Source organism: Streptomyces sp. NPDC055013 (assembly GCF_053608645.1).
Genome location: NZ_JBSGVW010000001.1, coordinates 255,286 through 271,822, shown reverse-complemented (window position 1 = coordinate 271,822; position 16,537 = coordinate 255,286). Strand labels below are relative to the sequence as shown.

Sequence of the window (16,537 nt, the reverse complement as noted above, 5' to 3'; positions counted from 1 at the left end):
ACGATCACCGGATGGGACGGCCCGGAGCAGGTGCGGGCCCGACTGGAGGAGACGGGGTACCTCGTCGACGACGGGCTGGCCATCGCCTGCTTCCTGGCCCTGCGGCTCGGCCGGCCGCTGTTTTGCGAGGGCGACGCGGGCGTCGGCAAGACCGCGCTCGCCTCCGCCCTCGCCGAGGCGCTCGACGCGCCGCTGATCCGGTTGCAGTGCCATGAGGGCATCGACGCCTCGCAGGCCCTGTACGACTGGGACTTCCCGCGTCAGCTGCTGCATCTGCGGGCCGCCGAGGCCGTCGGGGTGACCGATGCGGACCGGCTGGAGGGCGAGCTGTACGACCGGCGGTTCCTGGTGGCACGGCCGCTGCTCAGGGCGCTGCAGACACAGCCGTCGGTGCTGCTGATCGACGAGATCGACCGGGCCGACGACGAGTTCGAAGCGTTCCTGCTGGAGCTGCTGTCGGAGTTCTCGGTCACGATCCCCGAGCTCGGCACCCTGCGGGCCGAGGAGCCGCCGGTGGTCGTGCTGACCTCCAACCGCACCCGCGAGGTGCATGACGCGCTGAAGCGGCGCTGCCTGTACCACTGGTTCGAGCATCCCGGCTTCGCCCGGGAACTCGCCATCGTGCGGCGGCGGTTGCCGGAGGTGTCGGCCCGCCTCGCCGAGCAGGTGACCGTGCTGGTGCAGGAGCTGCGCGGGCACGACCTGCTCAAGCCGCCCGGTGTCGCCGAGACCATCGACTGGGCCGAGGCCCTGGACGCGCTGGGTGCGGACGAGGTGGACGCGGAGCTGGCGGTGGCCACGCTCGGGTCGGTGCTGAAGTACCGGGAGGACGCGGAACGGGCACGGGGGATGGACCTCGCGGCGGTGCTCGCGGCACGAGGGGCGTGACAGCGGTGAGGGACGTGACCGGGGCACTCGCCGCGGACGCCGCGCTCCTCGGCTTCGCGCGTGCGCTGCGCGCGGCGGGCGTCGACGCCGACGCGGAGCGGGTGCACGCCTTCCTGTCCGCGGTGGACGTCCTGCGGCCGGGGATGCGGGCGGACGTGTACTGGGCGGGGCGGCTGACGCTGTGCGGGGACCGCGACGACCTGGAGCGGTACGAGCGGGTGTTCGCCGCGTACTTCGGTGACGGTGGGCGGGCCGGCCGTACGGCGTCCGCTCCTCCCCCGCCTCGGCTGCGTCTGGTCGTCAGCGGCGGCACCGGCACCGCGACACGCGCCGAGCGCGAGCACGAAGCGCCGCCGGCGGCCTCCCTTGCCAGCGCCGCCGAGGTTCTGCGGCACCGCGATGTCGCCGATCTGGACGCCGCCGAGCGCGAGCAGGTGCGCCGGCTGCTGGCCGCGTTCGCGTTGCGCGGTGCGGCACGGCGCTCCGCACGCCGCAGTCCGGCCCGGCGCGGCGAGGTCGATCCGCACCGGACGGTGCGGGAGCTGCTGCGGCGCGGTGGGGAGCCCGCGCGTCTGCGGCGGCACGCGCGCACCGAGCGGCCCCGCCGGGTGGTGCTGCTCGTGGACGTGAGCGGCTCCATGTCGCCGTATGCGGACGCGCTCCTGCGCTTCGCGCACGCGGCCGCCCGAGGCAGCCGTACGGAGGTGTTCACGATCGGCACCCGGCTGACCCGGGTGACCCGGGAGCTGGCGCACCGGGACCCCGACCTGGCGATGGCCGCGGTCGCGGCGGCGGTGCCCGACTGGCGCGGGGGTACCCGGCTGGGCGAGCTGCTACGGGCGTTCCTGGACCGCTGGGGGCAGCGCGGCATGGCGCGCGGTGCGATCGTGGTCCTGCTGTCCGACGGCTGGGAGCGTGGCGATCCGGAGCTGCTCGCCGCCCAGATGCGCCGCCTGCACCGGCTGGCGCACCGGGTGATCTGGGCCAACCCGCGCAAGGCGCGCCCCGGTTACGCGCCCCTGGCGGCCGGGATGGCGGCCGCCCTGCCGAGCGTGGACGCCTTCGTCGAGGGGCACAGCCTGGCCGCCCTGGAGCGGCTGGCGGCGGTGGTGAGAGGAGCGGACGATGCGTGAGATTCTCCCGGTGATCAGCCCCTGGTACGCGGCCCGGGTGCCGTTCGGACTCGCCACCGTGGTCGCCACCAGCCGCAGCGCCCCGCGCGACCCCGGGGCCGCGATGGCGGTGGGCCCCGACGACGAGGTCGTGGGCAGCGTGTCCGGCGGCTGTGTCGAGGGGGCCGTCTTCGAACTCGCGCAGGAGGTGGTGGCGAGCGGCGAGGCGCGGCTGGAGACCTTCGGCTACAGCGACGAGGACGCCTTCGAGGTCGGGCTCACCTGCGGCGGCGAGATCACCCTGCTGGTACGTCCCGTGACGGCCGCCTCGGATCCGTCCTTCGGCGAGGTCGCGGAGACTGTCGCGGCGGGGCGTCCGGTGACCGTGGCGACGGTTACCGACGGGCCCGCGCCGCGCGGGGCGACGCTCGCCGTGTGGCCGGACCGCGTCGCGGGCACGCTCGGCGCGCCCGGCCTGGACGTGGCCGTCACCGCCGACGCGCGCGGCGAACTCGCCCTCGGTGCCACGGGTCTCCGGCACTACGGCCCGCACGGCGAGCGCCGTGAGGACGCGGTCTCCGTCTTCCTGCACTCCTTCGCACCGCCGCCGCGGATGCTGGTGTTCGGCGCGATCGACTACGCGGCCTCGGTCGCCCGCATCGGCGACTTCCTCGGCTATCGGGTCACGGTGTGCGACGCCCGCCCGGTCTTCGCCACACCGAAGCGCTTCCCGGCGGGCGTCGAGGTGGTCGTGGACTGGCCGCACCGCTATCTGAGCGGCACCGACACCGACGAACGCACGGTGATCTGCGTGCTCACCCACGACCCGAAGTTCGACGTGCCGCTGCTGGAGGAGGCGCTGCGCCGTCCGGCGGCGTACATCGGGGCGATGGGCAGCCGCCGTACCCACGAGGACCGGACGAAGCGGCTGACCGAAGCCGGGCTCGGCGAGGCCGAGTTGGCCCGGCTGCGCTCCCCCGTGGGCCTCGACCTCGGCGCCCGTACGCCCGAGGAGGTCGCCGTGTCCGTCGCCGCCGAGATCGTCGCCCTGCGGTGGGGTGGCACGGGAGCACCGCTGACGGCCACGGCGGGCGCGATCCACCCATCGTCGTAGCACCCGGTTGGAGGAAGTCATGGAGCTGCACCACGAGTTCACCGTCCCCGTCCCGGTCGACGAGGCCTGGCGCACGCTCCTCGACATCGAGCGCATCGCGCCCTGCATGCCCGGGGCGAGCGTCGAGGAGTACGACGGCAAGACCGTGACCGGTGCGGTGAAGGTCAAGGTGGGTCCGATCACCGTGGCCTACAAGGGCACCGCGGTCTTCGAGGAGCAGGACGAGACGGCGCACCGCATGGTGCTGATCGCGAGCGGCCGCGAGACGCGCGGGCAGGGCACCGCGCGGGCCACGATGACCGGCACGCTCAGCGAGCGCGACGACGGGACGGCCGTGTCGGTGGACACCGATCTCACCGTGACCGGGCGGCCGGCGCAGTTCGGGCGCGGGGTGATGGCCGAGGTGGGCGACCGGCTGGTCGGGCAGTTCGCCACGTGCCTGTCGGAGCGGCTGACCGAGCCGGCACCAAGTGCGCCGCTCGCCGAGGACGAGGCGGATCAGCCGCTCGATCTGCTGCGCACGGCCGGAGCGCCGGTGGCGAAGCGGGCGGGGGCGGCCGTGGCGGCGGTCGGGGTGGTGCTGGCGCTGGTGCGCCTGTTGCGGGGGCGGCGGACGCGTCGCAGGTGAACTCGGGCGTCGATCGGCTCCCGAGCGACCCGGAATCGGGTGTGTAAGGCGGACGCGAAGGGGTAGGTGGCGACACAAGGAGGCCTGAGGGCCCCCGAACAACGCCTCTGAGCGGGAAGGAGGTCCATGACAGCGCATCGCAGCGCCCGGGCCGCTTCCCTGCACACGGAGCGGCCCGGATCTTTTTGAGCTCAGCGCGGCGGCAGCCGGTGCAGCTCCACGTCCCCGAGCCCGCCTCCGGTCACGGTCGCCGTCATGTAGGTGCAGTGGGGCTGCCGGCGGCGATCCGTCGGAGAGCCCGGGTTGAGCAGGCGCAGGCCGGTGCGGGCCGTGGTGTCCCAGGGGATGTGGCTGTGGCCGAAGACCAGGACGTCGAGGTCGGGGAACCTCGCCGCGCAGCGCGCCTCACGGCCCTGGGCGGGCCCGGTCTCGTGGACCACGCCGAAGCGCAGGCCGTCCAGCTCGGCGTACGCCACCTCGGGCAGCCGGGCGCGCAGGTCCGGTCCGTCGTTGTTGCCGTGGACGCCGATGAGTCGGGTGCTGCGGCTCTCCAGCAGGTCGAGCGTGGCCGAATCGACCCAGTCCCCGGCGTGGAACACGACGTCGGCGCGCGGGAGTTCGGCGAGCAGCGGACCGGGCAGTTCCTTGGCGCGTTTGGGCAGGTGGGTGTCGGACATCAGCAGCAGGCGCACCCCCTCAGGCTACCGGCGCAAACGCTCTTCGGCCCGGTTCCCGGCGCCTGCCGGCACGGTTGAGCGGTGGACAAACCCGGTGTCAGGGTTAGCATTTGGCCACGAGCACCGTAATGTGACGCAAACGCCCAGCGACCCCTAGGGGGCTCGGAGACCGATGCCGGTCAAGGTCAGCGTGGTCGTCCCCGTGTACAACCCGGGGGTTTATGTCGAGGACTGCATCGAGTCGCTGCTGCGGCAGTCGCTGCCTCCGGACGAGTACGAAGTGATCTTCGTCGACGACGGTTCCACCGACGACACGCCGGCCCGGCTCGACACGCTGGCCGCCGCGGAGTCCCGGGTGACCGTCGTTCACCAGGAGAACTCCGGCTGGTCCGGCAAGCCCCGCAACGTCGGCATCGCCGCCGCCCGGGGCGAGTACGTGATGTTCGTGGACAACGACGACCACGTCGGCGACGAGGCCCTTGAGCGGATGTACGACTACGGCGTCGCCAACGGCGCGGATGTCGTGGTCGGCAAGATGGCCGGCAAGGGCCGCGGCGTGCCGGTGGAACTGTTCCGCCGCAACCACCCGCGCGCCACCGTCGAGAACGCGCCGCTGATCGACAGCCTCACCCCGCACAAGATGTTCCGCCGCGCCTTCCTCGACGACATCGGCCTGCGGTTCCCCGAGGGCAGGCGGCGGCTGGAGGACCACGTCTTCGTCACCGAGGCCTTTCTGCGTGCGAGCAACGTCTCGGTGCTCAGCGACTACGTCTGCTACTACCACGTCCGCCGGGACGACGCTTCGAACGCCGGCTTCCAGCGCTTCGACCCGGGCGGCTACTTCAAGAACCTCCGCGAGGCCCTGGACGTCGTCGAGCGGTACACCGAGCCGGGGCCGCTGCGCGACCGGCTCTTCCGGCGCTGGCTGCGGGTGGAGATGGTCGAGCGGATGCGCGCCCGGCGGCTGCTCGCCCTGCCGGCGGACTATCGCCGGGACCTGTTCGAGGAGATCCACCAGGTCGTCGTGGAGCGCTTCGGTCCCGGTGTCGCGGCCGGGCTGCAGCCGACGCAGCAGGTCGTCGCCGCGCTGATCGCCGCGGATCGGTACGACGACGTCGAGGCCTTCGCCGAGTGGGAGGCCGGCATCGCCCTCACGGCCGTCCCCGAGCGCGTGGCGTGGGAGAACGGCACGCTGCGGGTCGCGTTCACCGCCGAGTTCGCGTCCGCCGGTGAGCCGATGACCTTCGCCGCCGGGACGGCCCGTACGCCTCTCGACGGCCCGCCCGAGGACCTGGCCGCGGCCGTCGCCTGGGTGGGCGCCGACACCGTCGACCGGTTCGACAAGGCCACCGCGGACCTGCTGGTGCGCGAGCGTGCCAGTGCCGCCCAGTACTTCCAGACGGTGCAGTTCACCCGGGAGGAGGTGCCGGCCGGCGACGACGGCCGGGTCCGGCTGGTCCTGCGGGCGACCGCCACCGTGGACCCCGCCGGCCTCACCCGCGACGGCCTGTGGGACACCCTCGTCCGCGTCAAGCTGGGCGGCTGGACCAAGGAATGCCGCCTGGGCCCGGCCCCGCGGGGGAACCGCCCCACGCCGTACGCCGCTGTGGCCGGCGGCCATGTGGTCCTGCCGTACTGGACGTCCCCGCACGCCCATCTCGCCCTCGACGTCGACCGCGCGACCCACCGCGTCGGCCTGGGCGCGCTCACCCCGGCCGGGATGACGCTCTCGGGCAACCGCCTGAGGGCACAGCTTCCCTTGCATGTCCCCGACGACGGCACCGAGGTGACGCTCCGGCTCACCGCGTCCGGCACCTCCCACGAGGTTCCCGCCACGCTGTCCCCGCACGACGCCGGGGCGCTGCTGACTGCCGTGCTGCCGCTCGGCGAGCTGAGAGGGGCGACTTGGCGGGCGGCGCTCGGCGTGCCGGGGCCGCGCTTTCTGCCGCTGCCCATCGCGCTGCGCTCCGGGGCAGGCGGAGTGCACGTGGTGCAGGCGCCGCGCCCCGGTGCGCTACGACGTCTCGCCCGCAGGGCACGACGCAGGCTCGGTACGGCCCTGGGGCGGACGACGGCCCGGGTGCGGGCCCTGGCCACGAGGCGGTGAGGACATGCGATCGCTCGGCATCGAAGGCGCCTGGGCGCTGGAACCCAAGGTCTTCCCGGACGACCGGGGACGTTTCCACGAGTGGTACCGAGGCGCGGAGTTCCGCGAGGCAACCGGCTACGACCTGTCCCTGGCACAGGCCAACTGCTCCGTCTCCCGCTGGGGCGTACTGCGGGGCGTGCACTTCTCGGACGTGCCGCCCGGTCAGGCCAAGTACGTCACCTGTGTGCGCGGCGCCGTCCTCGACGTGGTCGTGGACATCCGCCTCGGCTCCTCCACCTTCGGCCGCTGGGAGGCCCTGCGCCTCGACGACGACAGCCGGCACGCCCTGTTCCTCGCGGAAGGCCTCGGCCACGCCTTCATGGCACTCACCGACGACGCCACGGTGGTCTACCTGTGCTCGACGGGGTACGCCCCCGGGCGCGAACACGGGGTGAACCCGCTGGACCCGGGCCTGGCCATCGCCTGGCCCGAGGACATCCCACCCGTGCTGTCCCCCAAGGACGCGCAGGCGCCGTCCCTGGCACAGGCCCGAGAGGCGGGCCTGCTCCCGTCGTACGAGGACTGCACCTCCCACTACGCCCGACTTCGCACCGGAGGCGGTTCGGCAACGTCCTGAGGGGCGCGCGGAACTGCGCGACCGGCCACGACGAGCCCGCAGACATGCGGCTGCAGAACCGGGCACTGCCGCTCAACCGCCGGAGGCAACCCCCGCAACCTCAGCCCGCAACGGCACCCACGCCCGCCCACGCCGCACACCGAGCCTGCGAGCCCGCGCCAGCGGCCGCCAGAAGCGCGCCCCGAGCAGCGTCTCCGGAGCCACCGCGGAGGCCCGGTCCAGGATGGCCTCGGGCACCTTCTGCGGATCGGGTACCTCGTACTCGGCGACGATCTCGTCGTACCGGTCCCGCAGCACGGTGTTCCGGGGGTCGGCCCCGAAGACGACGAGCTGCCCGGTGGGCTGGGTGTCGACCAGAACGGTCACCAGATCGGGCCGGTACCGGCCGAGGATCTCGGCGATCTTGTACACGTCACCGGTCCACGCCCCGGTGTGCCGGTCGCGCGCGGCCTCGTCGACATTGCGGGGCAGCATGTCGTCGAAGACGATCACGCTGGTCCAGTCGGAGTGCCGCTCGATGTTCATGAAGTCCCGCAGCGCGTACTCGAACAGGTGCATGCCGTCGATGAACGACAGGTCGAGGACGGTACGCCGCCAGTACCCGAACGGCTTGCGGCCGCGGCGCAGGTTCCGCACCGGATGACGGCCGCCCTTGAGGTGGATGAGCGGGTTGTCGCGGGCGAAGAAGTCGTCGCTGGTGGCCTTGACCAGGTGCACGTCGCAGCGGATTTCCGTGACGACCTTGAAGGCGGGGTCGACTGCGATGGTGGGCACGCGGGAGAGCCGGAGGCTGCGGCCGTCGTTGACGCCGATCTCCAGGTAGTTGCGGTTGCCGCTGACCTTGTGCAGTTCCCGCAGGAACTCATGGCGTTTCACGAAGGGTCTCCTTGCGGATCCGGGGCAGTGCTTCGTGCAGGGCGGTGCGCCAGTCACGGGCTCGCGCGAGACCGAGCCGCTGCCGACGGCCGTGCGCGAGGACGCTGTATGCGGGGCGGGGCGCGGGCCGGGGGAAGGCCTCGCCGGTGACGGGGCGCACCCGGTCGGGGTCGGCGCCGAGGAGCCGGAACACCTCGCGGGCCAGGTCGTACCAGGTGGCCTCGCCCGAGTTGGTGGCGTGCAGGACGCCGGTCATGTCACGGCCGACGCGCGGGCCGAGGTCGGCGATCGTCGCGGCGACGTCGGCGCTCCACGTGGGCTGGCCGCGCTGGTCGTCCACGACGTCCACGGTGTCCCGGCGGGCTTCGAGTTCCATCATCGTCCGGACGAAACTGCGGCCGTGGACGCCGTAGAGCCACGCGACGCGCACGACTGCGCTCGCGTCCGGGAGTTCGTCCAGTACGGCCCGCTCACCTGCGAGTTTGGTGCGGCCGTAGGCGGTGCGGGGCGCGGGTGCCGCGTCCTCGGCGTAGGGGGTGCGGGCGTCGCCGGCGAAGACGTAGTCGGTGGAGACCTGAATCAGGCCGGCCCCGTACGCGGCGCAGGCGCGGGCGAGGATGCGCGGGCCGTCGCCGTTGACGTGCAGGGCGCTTTCCTCGTCCTGTTCGGCGTCGTCGACGGCTGTGTACGCGGCGCAGTTGACGACCACGTCGGGGCGGTGTGCGGCGAGGGCACGGTCGACGGCGCCGGGGTCGGTGATCTCGAGAGCGGGGTGGTCGAGGCCGGTCACCTGCTCGTCGCGGGTGCGCAGTTCCTCGACCAGGTCGCGGCCGAGCGTGCCGCCCGCTCCGGTGACCAGCCACCTCATCCGTGCTCCCCGCCGACGCGGCGCTTGAGGGGTTCCCACCAGGCGCGGTGGTCGCGGTACCAGGCGACGGTGCCGGCGAGGCCCGACGCGAAGTCGTGGCGGGGCCGGTAGCCGAGTTCGGTGCGGGCCTTGGTCCAGTCGACGGAGTAGCGCAGGTCGTGGCCCTTGCGGTCCTCGACGTGCTCCACCCGGTCCCAGTCGGCGCCGCAGGCCTTCAGGAGCAGGGCGGTGAGGTCCTTGTTGCTCAACTCGGTGCCGCCGCCGATGTTGTAGACCTCGCCGGGGCGGCCCTTGGTGCGGACGAGGTCGACGCCGTCGCAGTGGTCGTCGACGTGCAGCCAGTCGCGGACGTTGAGGCCCTCGCCGTACAGGGGTACCGGCTCGCCGTCGAGGAGGTTGGTGATGAACAGCGGGACGACCTTCTCGGGGAACTGGTGCGGGCCGTAGTTGTTCGAGCAGCGGGTGACGCGGACGTCCAGGCCGTGGGTGCGGTGGTAGGCGAGCGCGAGCAGGTCGGAGGAGGCCTTGGAGGCGGAGTACGGCGAGCTGGGCCGCAGGAGGTCCGTCTCGGTGGCGGAGCCGGTCTCCAGCGAGCCGTAGACCTCGTCCGTCGAAACGTGCACGAAGGGTGCGACGCCGTAGCGCAGGGCCGCGTCCAGCAGGGTCTGGGTGCCGACCACGTTGGTGAGGACGAAGTCGCCGGCGCCGGCGATCGAGCGGTCCACGTGGGACTCGGCGGCGAAGTGCACGACCTGGTCGGCCTCGGCCATCAGCTTGTCGACCAGTTCGGCGTCCCGGATGTCGCACTGCACGAACTCCAGCCGGGGGTGGTCGAGTTCGAGGTTGTCCAGGGTGCCGGCGTACGTCAGCTTGTCCAGCACCGTGATCCGCGGCGCCTCGGGCGCGTCCGGTGCATCGCGGGCGAGCAGCGTGCGGACGTAGGTCGAGCCGATGAAGCCGGCGGCGCCGGTGACGAGAAGGTTCATGTGTGGATCTGCACCTTGCTGTGGTCTCCGAGGACGAGTCGGTGGGCGCTGGGGACGCTGGGTGCGGGGGTGACCTCGACGTGCCGGCCGATGAGCGAGGACTCGATCCGGCCCACCCCCTGGATCGAGGAGTCCCGCAGCACGATGGAGAACTCCAACTCGCTGTCGCCGATACGGCAGTTCTGCGCGATGGAGGTGAAGGGGCCGACGTAGGAGTCCTCGACGACGGTGCCGGCGCCGACGACGGCGGGGCCGACGATGCGCGAGTTGACGATGCGCGCCCCCTCCTCGACGACCACGCGTCCGACGGTCTCCGAGGCGTCGTCGACATCGCCGTCGATGCGGCGCGTGAGGCCCTCCAGGACGGTCCGGTTCACCTCCAGCATGTCGGCGACGTTCCCGGTGTCCTTCCAGTAGCCCTTGATGACCGTGCAGCGCACGTCGGCGCGGGCGTCGATCAGGTGCTGGATGGCGTGGGTGATCTCCAACTCGCCGCGCCAGGACGGTGTGATGGCGCGGACCGCGTCGTGGATCACCGGGGTGAAGAGATAGACGCCGACCAGGGCGAGATCGCTCTTGGGGTGCTCCGGTTTCTCCTCCAGGCCGACGACCTGGCCCGCGTCGTCGAGTTCGGCGACGCCGAAGGAGCGCGGGTCCTGGACGCGGGTGAGCAGGATCTGGGCGTCGGGACGGTTGATGCGGAACTCGTCGACGAGGCCGGCGATTCCGCCGACGATGAAGTTGTCGCCGAGGTACATCACGAAGTCGTCGTCGCCGAGGTAGTCACGGGCGATGAGCACGGCGTGGGCCAGCCCCAGGGGCCGTTCCTGGGGAATGTAGGTGATCTCCAGACCGAATTTGGAACCGTCTCCGACGGCGTCCTGGATCTCCGGGGCGGTGTCACCGACGATCACACCGACCTCGGTGATCCCGGCCGCGGCGATGGATTCCAGCCCGTAGAAGAGCACGGCCTTGTTCGCCACCGGCACGAGTTGTTTGGCCGAAGTGTGCGTGATCGGCCTCAGGCGCGTACCGGCGCCACCGGACAGCACGAGAGCCTTCATCGGTTCACCTTAGCCCCGAATCGGCCAATTTGACGGTGCCGGGATTGGCTCGCTCGCAACTGCCACGCCATCGACCGTTCACCGGAGCGCGGTCTCAGCCGCCCAGGACGATCTCGCTCCACACCTGTTTTCCGCCACTGACCGGCACCGTTCCCCAGGTCGCCGCCATGGCCTCGACCAGGAGGATGCCGCGCCCGCCGGTGGCCTCCCAGCTGATGCTGGTCGGTTTGACCGGCGTGCGCGGCGAGGAGTCGGCGACGGACACACGCAACCGCTGGTTGACGAGGGTGAGGTCGAGGCGGACCCGGCCGTCGGTGTGCACGAGGGCGTTGGTGACGAGTTCGGAGACGACGAGCAGAACGGCGTCCATGTCCTGCGGCGGCACCCCCCAGCCGCGCAGCGTGCGCCGGGTGAAGCGGCGGGCGTGGCCGACGGCTTGCGGGACGCGCCAGACGGTCCAGCTCTCGCGCAGGGGCCGTACGGCCATGCCGTCGTAGCGCATCAGGAGCAGCGCGATGTCGTCGCTGCGGCGGGCGCCCTCGAGCAGGGCGTCGGCGACGAGGCCGAGGTGGGCGGGGTCGGAGCGGGCGAGGTCCTGCGCGAGCCGGGCCATGCCGGTGTCGATGTCGGCGTCCGCGGACTCGACGAGGCCGTCGGTGGTCAGGGCGACCACCGTGCCGGGCTGCAGCCCGAGCGGGCTCATCGGGAAGCCGGCCTGCCGCAGCACGCCGAGCGGCGGGCCGCCCTCCGCCTCGGCGATCTCGGTGCTGCCGTCCGGGTGGCGCAGGACCGGCGGGGGGTGACCGGCGCGCACGCACCAGGCGGAGCCCTCCTCCAGATCGACGTCGACGTAGCAGCAGGTGGCGAAGAGGTCGGTCTCCATGTCCATGAGGAGGCGGTTGGCGTGGTCGACGACGACGTCCGGGGGGTGTCCTTCGGCGGCGTAGGCGCGCAGCGCGGTGCGCATCTGGCCCATGAGGGTGGCGGCGGCCGCGCTGTGACCCTGGACGTCGCCGATGACCAGGGCGACGTGGTTGTCGGGCAGCGGGATCACGTCGTACCAGTCGCCGCCGACCTCCAGTCCGGCGGTGGTCGGCAGATACCGGGCGACGGCCTCCGCGCCGGGCAGCCGGGGCAGGCGGCGCGGCAGCAGCTGGCGCTGGAGCATGCCGACGAGTTCGTGCTCGGCGTCGAAGGCGTGGGCGCGCAGCAGGGCCTGGCCGGCGAGGCCGGCCGAGGCGGTGAGCAGGGCACGCTCGTCGGGGCCGAAGTCGTGCGGGGCGTCCCAGCCGATCAGGCAGGCGCCGACCATCCGGCCCCCGGCGGGCAGCGGCAGGACGGCCAGGCCGCCGGGGCCGACGTCGGCGAGGGCCGGTTCCAGCAGGCTGCCGGCGGGCCAGATCTGGGCGCGGCCCTCGCGCAGGGCGGCGGCGAGGGTGGGCATGGCGCGCACGGGCGCGTCCGGCCATTCGGTACGCCACTCCACGCGCCACAGCTCCGGCCAGGACTCGGGGTCGGGCGGGTCGAGGACGGTGACGACGAGGCGGTCGCTCTCCAGCTCGGCGAGGGCGATGCGGTCGGCGCGCAGCGGCTTGCGCAGGGCCGTGACGACGGCGTGGCTGACGTCGCGGACGGTGCCTGCGGTGGCGAGCGCGGCGGCGAGGCGCTGGACCCGGGCCACGTCGGTGACCTCGGCGCGCAGGGTGGAGGCGTCGGCCACGGTGCCGACGATGCGGGCCGGGAGTCCCTCGCCGCCGGGCAGCAGGCGGCCGCGCAGCCGGAGCCATCTGGGCGGGCCGGCGGGCTGAAGGACCCGGAACTCCAGGTCGCGGTCGCCGAGGGCCGTGTGGTCGGCCTCGACGACGGACATCAGCGACGGCAGGTCCTCCGGGACGGTCAGGCCCAGCAGGGTCTCGACCTTGCCGTCGAAGTCGTCCGGGCCGAGACCGAACAGCGCCAGGATGTCGTCGCCGACCTCGACGCGGCCGGTGTCCATGGCGAGGCTGAACGCGTTGGCCGGCAGCTCGCCCCCGTCCGTTGCCGCGGGCAGGGCGGGGAAGGCGACGGCCTCGGCGATCAGCTCCAGGCACTCCCGGTCGTCGGAGTCGAAGCCGCCGGGGCGCTCGCTCACGGCCAGCAGACACCCGTCGCCCTCGTCGCCGCGGGTCGGCAGGGCCGCCAGGAAGAAGTCCGGACCGGACGCGCGTCGGGACTCCGTCCGCGCGGCCAGTTCCGCCGGGCCGAGCCACCGCGCGTCTCCGGTGCGCAGCGCGCCGGCCACCGCGGACCGGCCGGAGCGCGGGTAGCTGTCGCGCAGCCCGTAGAAGGTCCTCGGCACACCGGCGGACTCGACCAGGCACAGCAGGTCCTCGTCCTCGCCCGGCGCGTACACGGCGGCGAGTGTCGCTCCGCCGAAGACGAGGGCCTGTTCGAGCACGCGGCGCAGCCGGTCCGGTGAGTCCGGATCGGCGGCGACCGTCTTGAGGGCAACTTCGGCACGCAGCCTTCTCGTTCCGCGTTCCGCGGCGCCCTCACCGACCACGTTCGCCATTACAGCGCTTATCAGACACCTGCGCAGCCCCTGTGGCGCGTTCCGTGGAGCGGGCGGGGTTTCGGTGCTCGAAAGGGCCCGAACATGTCTTTACGCATGCGTTCCGCACGGCGATCTCGTGACAGTCATGACTGTCCGTAGCCGTTGCATCGCTGGAAGTCTCGGTGCCGGACCAGTGAGGGGGACGCATGGACAAGCGCTACGAGGTGTACGCGCTCGCCGACAGGCACTTCTACGAGACGCCGGACCGGCTGTCGGCGGGCACGCAGGGCGCCGCGCGTGCGTACGGGGCGGCGCGGGACGAGGTCCCCGACGGCTGGACGGCGGCACGGATCGGCGACTGGCTGACGCTGACACCGCTCGGCCCGGACGGCGCCCCGCTGCCGGGCCCGGCGCAGGGCTGGAAGATCCATGCCTCGGCCACCCTGGCGAACGCGGAGCAGATCGCGCGGATCGTGTGGGACTACTGCGTGCCGAGGGGCATCCCGTTCAAGTTCGTGCCCGGCCCGCAGCTGCTGCATCTGCGCAACGCCAAGTACGCGGGCCGCGACTCCAGCGGCAAGTTCGTCACCGTCTACCCGGCCGACGAGCAGCAGCTCCACACGGTGCTGCGCGAGTTGGGCCGGCTGCTGGAGGGGTTCGAGGGACCGTACATCCTCACCGATCTGCGGTGGGAGGACGGTCCGCTGTACGTGCGCTACGGCGCCTTCGCACGCCTTTTCGTCGTCGACGACCGCGGTTCGCTGGTGCCGGCGGTGCGGGACGGGGAAGAGCGGTTGGTGCCGGACCGGCGGGCGCCGTCCTTCCAGGTGCCGGAGTGGGTGACGCTGCCCGAGTTCCTCGCGCCGCAGCTGGCGGCCCGCAACACGACGACGGTCGGCGAGTTGCCGTACCGCATCGAGAAGGCACTGCACTTCTCCAACGGCGGCGGGGTGTACACGGGCACCGACACCCGGGACGGACGCAAGGTGGTCCTCAAGGAGGGCCGGCCGCACGCGGGTCTCGCCGCGGACGGCGCGGACGCCGTGACCCGGCTGGAGCGGGAGCGGCAGGCGCTCGAGCAGCTGGCGGGGACCGGTGTGGTGCCCGAGGTGCGCGACTGGTTCCTGCTCGGCGATCACCGCTTCCTGGTCATGGACTTCGTGGCGGGGCGCCCCCTCAACTCCTTCTTCGCCGAACGGCACCCGCTGATCGGCCCGGACCCCGATCCGGGCGCCGTGGCCGACTACACGGCCTGGGCCCTGCGCATCCACCGCGCCGTGGAGCGTGCGGTGGAGACGGTGCACGCGCGCGGGATCGTCTTCAACGACCTGCACGTCTTCAACATCATGGTCGCCCCCGACGACGAGTCGGTGTCCCTGCTCGACTTCGAGGCGGCGGCCCCGGTCGGTGAGAACGGCCGCCAGGTCGTCGCCCACCCCGGTTTCCTGGCCCCGGCCGACCGCAGGGGCGTGGACGTCGACCGCTATGCGCTGGCCTGCCTGAGGCTGGCCTTGTTCCTGCCGATCACCTCGTTGTTCGTGGTGGACCGCGACAAGGCGGCGCACCTGGCGGACGTGATCGCGGGGCAGTTCCCGGACGTGCCCCGGGAGTTCCTGGACGAGGCGGTCGCCGAGATCTGCCGGGACGTGGCCGGTCCCGAGCGTGCCGCGCACACGGTCCGCGCCCGCTCCGCGTCCTTCGTGGAACCCGGCGACTGGCCCTACAGCCGCGACTCCATGGTCAAGGCGCTGCTCGCCTCGGCCACCCCGGAGCGCGAGGACCGGCTCTTCCCCGGCGACGTCGGCCAGTTCTCCGACGGCGGCGGGCTGGGCCTCGCCCATGGTGCGGCCGGCGTGCTGTACGCCCTGGCCGCGACCGGCGCCGAACGCTACGACGAGGGTGAACGCTGGCTGCTGGACCGCACCGACCCGCCACCGGTCGGCACGCCGCTGGGCCTGTACGACGGGCTCGCGGGCGTGGCCCATGTCCTCGACCTGCTGGGCCACCGGCAGCGCGCCCTCGACCTGATCGACACGGTCCTGCGCGAGAGGTGGCAGCGCCTGTCCTCCGACCTGCGCGGCGGACTGGCCGGGCTGGGGCTGGTCCTCGGCGGGCTCGCCGACACCACCGGCGAGCCGGAGCTGCGCGAGCGGGCGGCGGAGGCCGCGGACATCCTCGTACAGCGGCTGACCGCACCGCCCCCGTCCGGGGCCCGGCCGCGCGCCGGACTGCTGCGGGGCGCGAGCGGACCCGCGCTGTTCCTGCTGCGCCAGTACGAACGGACCGGCGACCGGCGGCTGCTGGACGCGGCCGGTGAGGCGCTGCGTCAGGACCTGGCGTGCTGCGTGGAACAGCAGGGCGGCTCGCTGGAGATCGACGAGGGCTGGCGGACCATGCCGTATCTGGGCGACGGAAGCGTCGGGGTGGGGATGGTCGTCGACGACTACCTCGCGCATGCCGCCGCCACCGACGGCGGGCCCGGACGGTCCGAGCGGGACTCCGACGTCGGCACGGACGCGTTCGAGCGGGCCCGCGCCGGCATCCTCACCGCCGCCACCTCACGTTTCTACGCTCAGCCCGGCCTCTTCCAGGGGCGTGCCGGGATGATCCTGCACCTCAGCCGCACGACGGCACCGGGCGCGGACGCGGACCGGCTGGCCGGGCAGATCGCCGGGCTCGGCTGGTACGCGATGTCCTACCAGGGCCAACTGGCCTTCCCCGGACACCAGATGATGCGGCTCTCCATGGACCTGGGCACCGGAACGGCCGGCTGCCTGCTCGCGCTCGGAGCCGCCCTCGGCGCCGACGCGGCGAGCGCCACCCCGGCCCACCTGCCCTTCCTCCCGCCGCCGACGCGGCACCCGGAACGCGGCTCCGCCACCTGACGGAGTCGTGACACAACCCCGTCCCCACCAATGAGAGGACCCGACATGGCACTGCTCGACCTGCAGACGATGGAGACCGAGGAGTACACCGGCGGCGGCAGCGTGGCCAGCCTCCTCCTGTGCGCCAGCCAGGCCAGCATCACGCTCTGTCTCTGACGGACATCGCGCAACCGCGGCCCC

General features: G+C 72.9%; 14 protein-coding genes. 8 read left to right on the top strand and 6 right to left on the bottom strand.

Features of this window, described 5'->3' with window-relative positions:
* Positions 1 to 3: 3 nt before the first annotated feature.
* Genes ACWGDB_RS01175 through ACWGDB_RS01160 form a run of 4 tightly spaced genes read left to right on the top strand, consistent with a single transcriptional unit; the run spans position 4 to position 3,742 of the window.
* On the top strand, positions 4 to 888 hold the full coding sequence (locus ACWGDB_RS01175; protein WP_453820737.1) for an AAA family ATPase: 885 nt from the start codon (positions 4 to 6) through the stop codon (positions 886 to 888).
* Positions 889 to 902: 14 nt separating this feature from the next.
* Positions 903 to 2,021 (top strand): vWA domain-containing protein, encoded by a 1,119-nt coding sequence (locus tag ACWGDB_RS01170; protein WP_453820461.1) that lies wholly within the window; start codon positions 903 to 905, stop codon positions 2,019 to 2,021.
* Positions 2,014 to 3,114: an XdhC family protein gene (locus tag ACWGDB_RS01165; protein WP_453820460.1), complete on the top strand. Its 1,101-nt coding sequence runs from the start codon at positions 2,014 to 2,016 to the stop codon at positions 3,112 to 3,114. Before ACWGDB_RS01170 ends, ACWGDB_RS01165 begins: the two co-directional genes overlap by 8 nt.
* 19 nt (positions 3,115 to 3,133) lie before the next feature.
* Positions 3,134 to 3,742, top strand: a complete 609-nt coding sequence (locus ACWGDB_RS01160; RefSeq protein ID WP_453820459.1) for an SRPBCC family protein — start codon at positions 3,134 to 3,136, stop codon at positions 3,740 to 3,742.
* Positions 3,743 to 3,933: 191 nt separating this feature from the next.
* On the opposite strand, the gene ACWGDB_RS01155 is transcribed toward ACWGDB_RS01160, so the two are convergent.
* A complete protein-coding gene (locus ACWGDB_RS01155; protein WP_453820458.1) occupies positions 3,934 to 4,434 on the bottom strand; it encodes a metallophosphoesterase family protein in 501 nt (166 codons plus the stop codon).
* Positions 4,435 to 4,591: 157 nt separating this feature from the next.
* On the opposite strand from ACWGDB_RS01155, the gene ACWGDB_RS01150 reads away from it, so the two are divergent.
* Together ACWGDB_RS01150 and rfbC are read left to right on the top strand one after the other, a co-directional pair.
* Complete coding sequence (locus tag ACWGDB_RS01150; RefSeq protein ID WP_453820457.1) at positions 4,592 to 6,526, top strand: glycosyltransferase family 2 protein; 1,935 nt, start codon at positions 4,592 to 4,594, stop codon at positions 6,524 to 6,526.
* A gap of 4 nt (positions 6,527 to 6,530) precedes the next feature.
* Positions 6,531 to 7,145, top strand: coding sequence for a dTDP-4-dehydrorhamnose 3,5-epimerase (gene rfbC / locus ACWGDB_RS01145; RefSeq protein WP_453820456.1), 615 nt, complete (start codon positions 6,531 to 6,533; stop codon positions 7,143 to 7,145).
* Positions 7,146 to 7,217: 72 nt separating this feature from the next.
* Here rfbC and ACWGDB_RS01140 read toward each other — a convergent pair whose 3' ends face one another.
* From ACWGDB_RS01140 to ACWGDB_RS01120, 5 genes are all read right to left on the bottom strand, one after another.
* A complete protein-coding gene (locus ACWGDB_RS01140; protein WP_453820455.1) occupies positions 7,218 to 8,021 on the bottom strand; it encodes a class I SAM-dependent methyltransferase in 804 nt (267 codons plus the stop codon).
* The gene (gene rfbD, locus ACWGDB_RS01135) at positions 8,008 to 8,889 is read right to left on the bottom strand and encodes a dTDP-4-dehydrorhamnose reductase (RefSeq protein ID WP_453820454.1); all 882 of its coding nucleotides are present in this window, start codon (positions 8,887 to 8,889) and stop codon (positions 8,008 to 8,010) included. Before rfbD ends, ACWGDB_RS01140 begins: the two co-directional genes overlap by 14 nt.
* Positions 8,886 to 9,875, bottom strand: coding sequence for a dTDP-glucose 4,6-dehydratase (gene rfbB, locus ACWGDB_RS01130; RefSeq protein WP_453820453.1), 990 nt, complete (start codon positions 9,873 to 9,875; stop codon positions 8,886 to 8,888). The genes rfbD and rfbB overlap by 4 nt, the downstream gene beginning before the upstream one ends.
* On the bottom strand, positions 9,872 to 10,939 hold the full coding sequence (locus ACWGDB_RS01125) for a glucose-1-phosphate thymidylyltransferase (protein ID WP_453820452.1): 1,068 nt from the start codon (positions 10,937 to 10,939) through the stop codon (positions 9,872 to 9,874). Before ACWGDB_RS01125 ends, rfbB begins: the two co-directional genes overlap by 4 nt.
* A 94-nt stretch (positions 10,940 to 11,033) precedes the next feature.
* Positions 11,034 to 13,490, bottom strand: a complete 2,457-nt coding sequence (locus ACWGDB_RS01120) for a SpoIIE family protein phosphatase (RefSeq protein WP_453820451.1) — start codon at positions 13,488 to 13,490, stop codon at positions 11,034 to 11,036.
* 188 nt (positions 13,491 to 13,678) lie between these two features.
* Here ACWGDB_RS01120 and lanKC point away from each other — a divergent pair, with 188 nt between their 5' ends.
* Positions 13,679 to 16,357, top strand: a complete 2,679-nt coding sequence (gene lanKC, locus ACWGDB_RS01115; protein ID WP_453820450.1) for a class III lanthionine synthetase LanKC — start codon at positions 13,679 to 13,681, stop codon at positions 16,355 to 16,357.
* A gap of 45 nt (positions 16,358 to 16,402) precedes the next feature.
* Positions 16,403 to 16,513: a SapB/AmfS family lanthipeptide gene (locus ACWGDB_RS01110; RefSeq protein WP_048578973.1), complete on the top strand. Its 111-nt coding sequence runs from the start codon at positions 16,403 to 16,405 to the stop codon at positions 16,511 to 16,513.
* The last annotated feature ends 24 nt before the right edge of the window (positions 16,514 to 16,537 follow it).

Coding starts and splice junctions, on each gene's coding strand:
- ACWGDB_RS01165 (WP_453820460.1), top strand. CDS start 2,014: ATGCGTGAGATTCTCCCGGTGATCAGCCCCTGGTACGCGGCCCGGGTG.
- ACWGDB_RS01160 (WP_453820459.1), top strand. CDS start 3,134: ATGGAGCTGCACCACGAGTTCACCGTCCCCGTCCCGGTCGACGAGGCC.
- ACWGDB_RS01150 (WP_453820457.1), top strand. CDS start 4,592: ATGCCGGTCAAGGTCAGCGTGGTCGTCCCCGTGTACAACCCGGGGGTT.
- rfbC (WP_453820456.1), top strand. CDS start 6,531: ATGCGATCGCTCGGCATCGAAGGCGCCTGGGCGCTGGAACCCAAGGTC.
- rfbD (WP_453820454.1), bottom strand. CDS start 8,889: ATGAGGTGGCTGGTCACCGGAGCGGGCGGCACGCTCGGCCGCGACCTG.
- rfbB (WP_453820453.1), bottom strand. CDS start 9,875: ATGAACCTTCTCGTCACCGGCGCCGCCGGCTTCATCGGCTCGACCTAC.
- ACWGDB_RS01125 (WP_453820452.1), bottom strand. CDS start 10,939: ATGAAGGCTCTCGTGCTGTCCGGTGGCGCCGGTACGCGCCTGAGGCCG.
- ACWGDB_RS01120 (WP_453820451.1), bottom strand. CDS start 13,490: ATGGCGAACGTGGTCGGTGAGGGCGCCGCGGAACGCGGAACGAGAAGG.
- lanKC (WP_453820450.1), top strand. CDS start 13,679: ATGGACAAGCGCTACGAGGTGTACGCGCTCGCCGACAGGCACTTCTAC.
- ACWGDB_RS01110 (WP_048578973.1), top strand. CDS start 16,403: ATGGCACTGCTCGACCTGCAGACGATGGAGACCGAGGAGTACACCGGC.